11 protein-coding genes and 1 tRNA gene are annotated in these 8735 nt (G+C 42.0%); 8 read left to right on the forward strand and 4 right to left on the reverse strand.

The genetic code is table 11. The features are described 5' to 3' along the window. Positions 1-568: 16S rRNA (adenine(1518)-N(6)/adenine(1519)-N(6))-dimethyltransferase RsmA (rsmA, locus tag ANPL_RS02215; RefSeq protein WP_169193163.1), on the reverse strand; the 568-nt coding region annotated here is incomplete at its 3' end. A 118-nt stretch (positions 569-686) separates the two neighbouring features. Between rsmA and ANPL_RS02220 the strand changes: the two genes are divergently transcribed. From ANPL_RS02220 to tsaD, 4 genes are all read left to right on the forward strand, one after another. Then, positions 687-760: transfer RNA gene (locus ANPL_RS02220), tRNA-Thr, on the forward strand. 25 nt (positions 761-785) lie between these two features. Further along, positions 786-1514: a triosephosphate isomerase gene (locus tag ANPL_RS02225; RefSeq protein ID WP_169193164.1), complete on the forward strand. Its 729-nt coding sequence runs from the start codon at positions 786-788 to the stop codon at positions 1512-1514. Between the two features lie 7 nt (positions 1515-1521). Beyond that, positions 1522-2547: a TAXI family TRAP transporter solute-binding subunit gene (locus ANPL_RS02230; protein ID WP_236822881.1), complete on the forward strand. Its 1026-nt coding sequence runs from the start codon at positions 1522-1524 to the stop codon at positions 2545-2547. A gap of 362 nt (positions 2548-2909) precedes the next feature. Next, complete coding sequence (gene tsaD / locus ANPL_RS02235; protein ID WP_272899052.1) at positions 2910-3716, forward strand: tRNA (adenosine(37)-N6)-threonylcarbamoyltransferase complex transferase subunit TsaD; 807 nt, start codon at positions 2910-2912, stop codon at positions 3714-3716. Here the strand turns inward: tsaD and ANPL_RS02240 are convergent. Next, positions 3684-4292 carry an RDD family protein gene (locus ANPL_RS02240; RefSeq protein WP_169193166.1) on the reverse strand — a complete coding sequence of 203 codons (609 nt, stop codon included), beginning with the start codon at positions 4290-4292 and terminating at the stop codon, positions 3684-3686. The genes tsaD and ANPL_RS02240 overlap by 33 nt on opposite strands. 72 nt (positions 4293-4364) lie before the next feature. Here ANPL_RS02240 and ANPL_RS02245 point away from each other — a divergent pair, with 72 nt between their 5' ends. Both ANPL_RS02245 and ANPL_RS02250 read left to right on the forward strand, forming a co-directional pair. After that, positions 4365-4712, forward strand: a complete 348-nt coding sequence (locus tag ANPL_RS02245) for a dihydroneopterin aldolase (RefSeq protein ID WP_169193167.1) — start codon at positions 4365-4367, stop codon at positions 4710-4712. 64 nt (positions 4713-4776) lie between these two features. Beyond that, positions 4777-5736, forward strand: a complete 960-nt coding sequence (locus ANPL_RS02250) for a malate dehydrogenase (RefSeq protein WP_169193168.1) — start codon at positions 4777-4779, stop codon at positions 5734-5736. Positions 5737-5886: 150 nt separating this feature from the next. On the opposite strand, the gene rpiB is transcribed toward ANPL_RS02250, so the two are convergent. Further along, complete coding sequence (rpiB, locus tag ANPL_RS02255) at positions 5887-6324, reverse strand: ribose 5-phosphate isomerase B (RefSeq protein WP_169193169.1); 438 nt, start codon at positions 6322-6324, stop codon at positions 5887-5889. Between the two features lie 269 nt (positions 6325-6593). On the opposite strand from rpiB, the gene ANPL_RS02260 reads away from it, so the two are divergent. After that, a complete protein-coding gene (locus tag ANPL_RS02260; RefSeq protein ID WP_169193170.1) occupies positions 6594-6827 on the forward strand; it encodes a hypothetical protein in 234 nt (77 codons plus the stop codon). 199 nt (positions 6828-7026) lie between these two features. Next, the gene (gene ubiG / locus ANPL_RS02265; protein WP_169193171.1) at positions 7027-7734 is read left to right on the forward strand and encodes a bifunctional 2-polyprenyl-6-hydroxyphenol methylase/3-demethylubiquinol 3-O-methyltransferase UbiG; all 708 of its coding nucleotides are present in this window, start codon (positions 7027-7029) and stop codon (positions 7732-7734) included. A 635-nt stretch (positions 7735-8369) separates the two neighbouring features. Here ubiG and terL read toward each other — a convergent pair. Beyond that, the coding region (gene terL / locus ANPL_RS02270) for a phage terminase large subunit (RefSeq protein WP_169193172.1) at positions 8370-8735 on the reverse strand (366 nt) is incomplete at its 5' end.

Raw genomic sequence — 8735 nt, forward strand, 5'->3', positions numbered from 1 at the left:
CTGAAGAATGTACTTTTGGCGCAGGAGAGAAAACTTCGGGGGGAAAATCTGCAACTTTTTCTACGCTACACAATAATTGCACCAGCACAGATAATGTGGAATACCCTTTTGTTCCAGGAACTGCAACTATTCTATTTGCCACTTCCTTCTGGAACATTAGTGTCAATTTTTCAAACATTTGTATTGAGTCCAACAGCTTTAGAAGCAGCACAACGGATATGTTATATGGCAGATTAGCTATCATCTTGATCGGAGGATTTAATTCAAGACTACGGATATCAATATCTAGGATGTCTTGGTATATACACTTGTAGCTGGGATAGGCTTTTTCAAGTTTGTTATGTACTGCAGCAAGGCTTTCATCCTTTTCTATTGATACAAGTTTGCGGACTCCGCCTTTTATAATAGCCTGTGTCATGGTACCTAAACCGGGGCCGACTTCTATTATGTCATAGCCTTCGATGCATCCTGCAAAAGAAACTATGTTTTCTCCTATAGAAGGGGCAAGAATGAAGTTTTGCCCAAGAGATTTCTTTGCTCGATGTTTCCTTGACGTTACAGTGTTCATCTGTCTTTCACTCCTCTTGTATCCCGGAAAAATGGCCTTAACTAACCATTTGACTTTTATTCCAACATGTATATCATAGGTGCCGCTAGCTGTGCGTTTTATTAAACCACGGCGGCTTGCCGGCTTAGCTATAATTGGTAGAGCACCTGACTTGTAATCAGGGGGTTGTCGGTTCGAGTCCGGCAGCCGGCTCTCTTCCCTTATGCCTGTGGAGCTTATGTCCTTTCTCGTCGTAGCAAATTGGAAGGCGAATGGAAGCAGGGAGCTTGCTGAAAGCTTTTTAGATTCAGTCTCTTCCAGCATCTCTCCTTTCGGTTCTAGCTTCCAGGAAAAATGTAAGGTAGTACTATGTCCTCCCTTTACATCTATGCCGAGAAAAACTTCCGACAATGTTCTCATAGAACTAGGCGGGCAGGATTGCTTTCATAACAAAAAGGGCTGCACTGGCGCGATAAGCGCTGAAATGCTTAAGAGTCTTGGCTGCAAGTATGTCATATTGGGTCATTCCGATAGGAGAAGTCTACTAAATGAAGGTGATTTCTTGATTAAACAAAAAGCACTTGCAGCCATCGAAGCTGGGGTCGTTCCCGTAATATGTGTTGGTGAGACTTTAGAAGAGAGAGAAGGGGGGCGGTATGCTGAGGTTTTAAAGGGTCAGTGCAAAAACTGTCTGCCGGAAAAGGGCGACTTTTTTGTCGCTTATGAGCCAGTTTGGGCGATAGGAGGAGCTGTTATTCCTGACTTAAGAATTGTAGAAGAATCTCTTCATGTAATTAGGGAACACAGACCCGAACTGAAGGTAATGTATGGAGGTTCAGTGAATGAGAACAACATATGTTCTTTAATAACAGATTTAAAAGGCGTTGCAGGAGTTCTCGTTGGTGGCGCTAGTTTATCTGCAGATTCTTTCACTCAGATGATCAAAAATTTTGTCAGGTGCTTATAGGTTCCGTATGCTTCGGGTAATAATGGTGGGATTTATATCCCTTTGTTGCTTTTCTTCTATGTTTTTTAGCAATCTAGCTTTGGCAAAAGAAGCTAATAATAGGGAATTTGTTCTGATAGGGACAGGGTCGATGATGGGGGTGTACTACTCCATTGGTGGAGGAGTGTGTAAGTTTGTTGTCGCGCATTATGGAATGGAAAACCCTGGAAAGAAGCTTATTTGTTCAACGTCGTCTACATCAGGTAGCGTTTATAATCTTAATTCTATTAGGCGAGGAGCAATGGATGTCGGTGCGGCGCAATCATATTTAGGATATTACGCTTATACGGGAAAGGGGCTGTATAGAAGTACTCCGCCAATGAAAAACCTCAGATTGTTGGCATTCTTGCATCGGGAGTACCTAACCTTGATTGTGAGAAGCGACTCTGGCATTAAAACGCTTAGTGACATTAAGGGAAAGAGAGTAAACATAGGAGCCGCGGGAACTGGTGTTCGCTCTGCGCTGCTAAGTATTATAAAAGCAAAGGGTTGGACCAGTGATGATTTTCTCGTGACTACAGATTTTGCCCCTTCGGAACAGGTGCAAGCATTATGTGATGGTAAAATAGATGTAGTTTCCGATTTTATTGGGCATCCTAATGCTTTGATGCAAGTTGCAGAAGCAACCTGTAATGCAACTATAATTCCCTTTGAACGCGATTTTATAGAAGAGTTCCTGAAGAAGCATCCTTACTATCACCAAGGGGTCATTCCAGGTAAAATATATGCAAGCGTTCCAGGTGATATATTAACTATCACCGATCGAGCATGTATGTATGCTACCGATGCGCTGCCTGAATCAATGGCTTATTTAGTAGTCAGATCTATGGCTTCAAACTTGGAAAAGCTTCGTGAAATAAGTGGAGCATTGAGAGAACTTACTCTCCTTGATATGGTAGGAGGAAGGTCTATGAATACGGCTGATTTTCCAGTGCCGTTGCATAAGGGGGCAGAAAAGTTCTACAGAGAGGAGGGAATGCTGGCAGCAGAGTAGGTGGTATTGGTACCGTGACGTCCGTCGACACTTTGTCCGGCTCTAATCTGCCGAGGTAAGGTATGCATTTTCTCGTAAAGTACCATAAGTGTGCTTCTAAGCGGTGAGCATTGTTGTTCTATTGCTAATGAAATTCAGTGAAGGGAGCACTGTTTATGAATAGTAAAATCGACTACTATCAAGTGGCTTTGTAAGCTGTTGCCACGTTTTAGACATAACTGTCACGTCTGTAGCGAGTTGTGGCAAGTGGACACCTTGCTATCATGGATATACCATGAAGCTAGGATCATTGATGCGCCATAAGCATGTACAGTTTGCAATAGTTTTCGCAAGGAGGAGTTGTGTAGAACATTCTTTTAGGTATAGAAACGAGCTGTGACGAAACTGCTGTTGCTGTATTGACAGATAGTGGAAGGGTAATGTCACACGAAGTTTTATCTCAAAAAGAGCATTCTTCCTTTGGGGGAGTTGTGCCAGAAATAGCCGCAAGGGCCCATTTTGACTTTTTGCACAAAATGGTTGAAAACACCGTGCTAGATAACGGAATAAAGTTCAGCGAGCTGGCAGCAATCGCGGTAACGACCGGACCTGGCCTTGTCGGTTCCCTTATAGTGGGAGTCATGTTCTCTAAAGCTATAGCATATGTAACTAAGAGACCTATTGTTGCTGTTAATCACCTAGAAGCACATGCTCTAGTAGCAAGAATTTGTCACGATATAGATTTTCCATTCCTTGTTCTCATTATATCTGGAGGGCATTGTCAATTTGTGATGGCGCGTGATGTGGGATCTTACTCTAAACTAGGTGGCTCAATAGATGATTCCTTGGGAGAGGCTTTTGACAAGGTATCTCGCATGTTGGGATTTGGATATCCAGGGGGAATTATAGTTGAAAAAATGGCTTTGAGAGGGAGGGGAGATAGGTTCCATTTTCCCAGAGCATTGGTGGACAGACCGGGATGTGATTTTTCATTTTCAGGACTCAAGACAGCAGTGAGAAGTGTAATTGAAGGAGAGCAGAGCTTAAGCGCTAAAAACCTCATCTCTGCGCCGGCAATATTAACTCTGCATAGCATCACTGTCCGAGATAAAAAACACAGGGCAAGAGGAGATTTAAAAAGGCACACTTGCACGGCGTCACTTACCCAACGACTCCTTCTTTTTCTCTAAGCTGCTTATTGTGACCACTACAGTTTTTGCTAGCATGTCATGCCAAGCTCTTTTTCTAGGGTCGAAATTTGACCAAAAAATGCCGATACCTAATGGTAAGCCTGAAAGCATGACGAATAGGAACCTTTTTGTAGCTTGTTTTACTCCTATTGCCTCAAGAGAATCTTCGTCTATTACTTGAATTCTCATTAAAAACCCGCCTATTGTCATGGAAAATTTGACCCATGAATACACGAAGTAAAGGTAGACCATTACCAACTGCACGGCTTGCAATGTGATTACTTTAAATAAATACACATTTTTTATCGCGGCCTCGTCTTCTCTAAGCGTTCCTCCCATCTTGTATTTTTCTACGGCTTTGAAAGTTGCTTCATCTCTAGGAAAAACGTATACGAATGCACCATGCACAAGTTGAAGTACTACAGCTACCAATACGAGGTCAATAAGCGCACTGATACATCTTCTTGTACCAGACATATAGTGTAGCTCGCCTTCCTCATACTTTTTAGGGCGCCCGAAGGGGTAGAGAACGAAATTCGAAGCCCATTCCATTACTTTTCGTATTTTTTCCTGCATTGGTGTATTCCTCTAGACAATCCTGCGAAAGTGCCATTTTATTGCAAGTGTTCTCTTATTTTGGAGAGTTTTGTGATATTCCATCTAAAAATAGAAGATCTTATAGTAAATATGGACATAGGCGTTTATAACTGGGAAAGGGTGCTGAAGCAGAAAGTGATTGTCTGTTTGGATGTGTCCTACATATATAAGAATGGAGAGTTTGTTGATTATGAAGCCGCAAGAAATAAGGTAGCCGGCTTGCTAACGAGTAAAAAATACGATCTTTTAGAAAGTGCGGCTACTGATGTGGTTCATTTTTTAAAGAAAGAATATGAAGGCGTAGTTACGAAATGCTGTGTGAAATTACACAAGCACAGGTGTTCATTTGGTGACTATAAGGCGTTTTGCGTCGCAACAGAATGGGCTGCTATGCCTTAGATTATTTGACAATATAGTGCGGTTTGCTAGACTATAGAGGTTTATATTCTTACTTGTCTGTGACATGAAAAAATCTTCCAACGGAGTCAAGGTTTCACTGGTCGGTTCGGGAAACATTGGTGGAATGCTGGCGTATATGCTTGGGTCTTCCGGGTTAGTGAGAGAAATCACATTGGTCGATGTTGATGAAGGTTTTCCCAAGGGAAAGATGCTTGATATAGGGCAGGCCTTGACAGCTATGGGGGTTGATGTTCATATGGAAAGCAGCGCTGATTACTCAGCGGTCAAAGGTTCTGATGCTATCGTAGTCACTGCTGGACTACCTAGAAAAGAGGGCATGAGCAGAGAAGATTTGCTCCTCACCAATGCAGCCGTGATAGGAGATGTCGCGAAGAGCATTGGAAGGTACGCTCCTGATGCTTTTGTTATAGTAGTAACAAACCCCTTGGATGCCATGGTCTGGCATATGCACAGATGTTCTGGCTTGCCAGACAATAAAGTCGTGGGAATGGCTGGAATACTAGATTCCGCCAGATTTTCTTTCTTTCTAGCGCGGCACATGAACGTTTCTGTTAGTAGTGTGTCGGCGATGGTGTTGGGTGGACATGGCGACCTGATTCTACCTATACTTAGGCATTCTACGGTTGGAGGTGGATCTGTTGCCGACTTAATAGAAAGTCATAGAGTTAGTGAGGCCGATATTAAAGCCATAGTTGAAAGAACGCGAAAAGGCGGTGAAGAAATTGTGAAATTGTTCAAGAAAGGGTCTGCATTTTGTGCGCCGGCAGCTGCTTGTTTTGCAATGCTTAAGTCATTTATAATGGACACTAGGACCATTTTACCTTGTTCGTCATGTCTCAGAGGAAAGTATGGTGTGGAAGACGGGCTTTTTGTTGGTGTTCCAGTAATGATAGGTTCCAATGGGATAGAAGAGGTTATCGAGTATTCTCTGTCCGATAACGAAAAGGATGCTTTTTCTAAGTCCGTAGAGCTCATTAAAGGATCTATCGCGGCGTTATCTTAGGCGGTTTTCCGTTTTTTTTCGGGGAGGGGATTCTGGGTAGTGAAATGTCTCGATGGGGAAGGCTTTGCCTACGTTTTTTACAGGAGGTGCTATTGTTTTGCCTTAGCTGTGGTCGTTTTCACAATAAAGCAAGTATGATACAGCTGGGTGCTATCCAAGCTTTTGAACTCTGATGGCGTGCCTACCACCCAGAAATTTGGTTGTTATAAAGGCATGCATAACATCTTTTGCTGTGTCTTGGCTTATATAGCGTGAGCCGAAGCAAAGAATATTTGCGTTATTGTGTTCCCGCGCGAGTTTTGCAAAACTCATATTGAAACAAAGAGCAGCTCTAACGTTACGATGTCTATTGGCAGCGATACTCATTCCGATACCCGTTCCACATATAAGAACTCCAAAACTCGTATCAGAAATTCTCCTTACTACTTCTGGGACATAATCTGGATAGTCAACTGACTCACTCCCTTCAGGGTCACATCCACAGTCCACCACGGTGCACCCTAAACTCTCAAGATATGAGCTCAAAACCTGTCTTAATTCTATTCCAGCATGGTCAGAAGAGATAAAAATCTTGTTTACTACAAACACCTTATGTAACTGTTTATCATGAACTCTCTAAACACAACAAGCTTTTCACCGCTTGTGACGTGCAGCAATACTAAGGTCAAAGTCGTTCTCAGGCTATTATTTTTTACTTTTTTACCCATATTTTTCTTTACAATATCTCCTTTCAAGTGTATTACCTGCTGTGTTTAGCACCTTGGGTGGTGCGAGCTGCTTTGCGGTGTTTCTGGGGTTATGCTGCGATGCGGTTTTGGGGTATTGCTCACCTTGGTGGTTTTTGCTAAGAGGGTGACATGGGCTATGATGATCCGGATTCAATTATAGAGTCCACTTTAGGGAACTTGGATGCCACTAGGGCTTATGCTGAGTCCTTTAGGTGTGATGTCATAGAAGCGTTCGAGTCTGGTGAGATTTCTGAGAGACAGTTTAGGCTAATGAGGGATAGGGTTGAGAAGTTCTTGTGTAAGCTCAGCCTTTATAAGAGCGTCTTTGAGAAGATAAGGGATGCTTATGCTGCAGTGAAGTAGCGGTTCAACTGCGTTATTCTATATATGTAAAGCAACGTCGTTAGGGGAGCGTGTCTCCTTTTCTGCATAAGTCTTTAACATCATGTAAGAGCTGCTTCAGCTTTGAGTTGTTGAGTGTTCATATAATGGGGATAAAAATAGGTGCCCGTTTTCTGAAATCTGCAAGTATACTGAAGAACTATATGAGGAACGAAAAAGCATGACGAGCGTTGATCATGAGGAAGTAAAAAGGTTCTCGTCGTTTGCTGATATGTGGTGGACTGGAGAAAATTTTGAAATATTGCACAAGATAAACCCTTTAAGAGTTAAGTATATTCTTGCACACCTTCCTCGTGAGATAAAAGAACTGCGATTTCTTGATATAGGCTGTGGTGGGGGGATACTTTGTGAGTCCTTAGCTAAATTAGGAATGAAAGTGACAGGAATAGATCCCTCAGAGGAAGGGATAAGTGTTGCTCGCGATCATGCAAAGAAAGGAGGATTAGATATAGAGTATCACGCGACAAATGTTGATGCTTTTCGTGAAGACAAAAAGGGCATTTGTTACGATGCTATTGCCCTAATGGAGGTAGTAGAGCATGCAAATTCTCTGAGCAGTTTACTAGCAGATTCATGTAAGCTATTGAAAAAGGGTGGAATAGTCTTTGTTTCTACGCTCAACAGGACCATAAAGGCTCTACTTCTAGGTATTATCGCGGCAGAATATGTGCTGGGATGGGTACCGCGGGGAACACATACATGGAAAAAATTCGTAAAGCCATCAGAAATTTATGAAATTCTCCAGGAAAATGAAGTCATTATCCAGGATATAAAGGGGATAGTTTATAAAGTACTGGAGAACAAGTGGTTGCTGAGTGACCGTGATATTGGGGTGAATTATATTATTGCGGCAAGAAAAATACGATAAACTTCCATTATAAGCCCCACGCTCCAGACCATCTCGATTATGAGGGTTCAGAGTTCTATATCTTGTAGAAGACGTTAGAAAATCGATTCTGCATGCTCGATGAGTGCTCTGTATAGTTTGTACGGGATGGTTCATCTTCACAACTAAGAAGAAGATAAGGCTTGTTTACAACCAGCGGCTTTTTTAGCAAAGCCAGATTTTTTAGGAAGAGCGACTTATTGCAATGATGCGCAATCGTAAAAATACATATTTCTTGAATTTCAAGTATATAACAGGTCGCAACCCCACCACAAAGGTTTGACGTCTTCGTTTTTAACATGGAAAGGTACATTCAGATCCTCGTGCATTACTGATCGCATTATCTGATTCACACCAGTACAACAGTCTTCCGTCATGTTCGAGAAATTTTAGAAAAGAGTTTCTTGCCGAGTTAGTAGGCGAGGGGCATGCATATTACTCATTATAATCAGTAATCACATAATATATATTATGGAAAGTAAGCTATAAATCAACACAGAAGGATGAATGTGCTCGGTATTCACAAAGAGTTCAGTACAAAAACACACACGACAAAAATTCATCTAGTGGAAGAATCGACTCGGGTCTGTGTTCCATAATGCAAAGTGAAAGGCATTTCATAATTCTCTGAGACCAAACCCTGCAACAAAAGATTCTTGAACCCATAATATAGCTTGAGTCATGCTGTCGACCTGGTCATCGTGTGCAGAATACGGAAATGAGCAGATTTCACATTCAAAATCTTGTAACCACACAGCGTACTCTGGAAAAAACACATAGCCTGCTTGGATGATGGGCACACATTTCATTAAACGTGCAAGCTTACTTCCACTTGGATTAAAAGGCAAAATAGGAATGATGGAATCTAGCTCCTGTATTAGCTGATAACCACTGGCCCTTTCTTCTATTAAAACAACACTGGGCTTCCATTTGGCATATAAGCTTTTTACCAAATCCTTCAAAGCCAAGTACTTAAGCTTTTC

The organism is Anaplasma platys, assembly GCF_012790675.1.
In the GTDB taxonomy this organism is placed as follows: domain Bacteria; phylum Pseudomonadota; class Alphaproteobacteria; order Rickettsiales; family Anaplasmataceae; genus Anaplasma; species Anaplasma platys.

What these genes read in the sequence shown, in the direction of transcription:
- ANPL_RS02225 (WP_169193164.1), top strand. Translation starts at nt 786, where the DNA reads ATGTCCTTTCTCGTCGTAGCAAATTGGAAGGCGAATGGAAGCAGGGAG.
- ANPL_RS02230 (WP_236822881.1), top strand. Translation starts at nt 1,522, where the DNA reads ATGCTTCGGGTAATAATGGTGGGATTTATATCCCTTTGTTGCTTTTCT.
- ANPL_RS02240 (WP_169193166.1), bottom strand. Translation starts at nt 4,292, where the DNA reads ATGCAGGAAAAAATACGAAAAGTAATGGAATGGGCTTCGAATTTCGTT.
- ANPL_RS02250 (WP_169193168.1), top strand. Translation starts at nt 4,777, where the DNA reads ATGAAAAAATCTTCCAACGGAGTCAAGGTTTCACTGGTCGGTTCGGGA.
- ANPL_RS02260 (WP_169193170.1), top strand. Translation starts at nt 6,594, where the DNA reads ATGGGCTATGATGATCCGGATTCAATTATAGAGTCCACTTTAGGGAAC.
- ubiG (WP_169193171.1), top strand. Translation starts at nt 7,027, where the DNA reads ATGACGAGCGTTGATCATGAGGAAGTAAAAAGGTTCTCGTCGTTTGCT.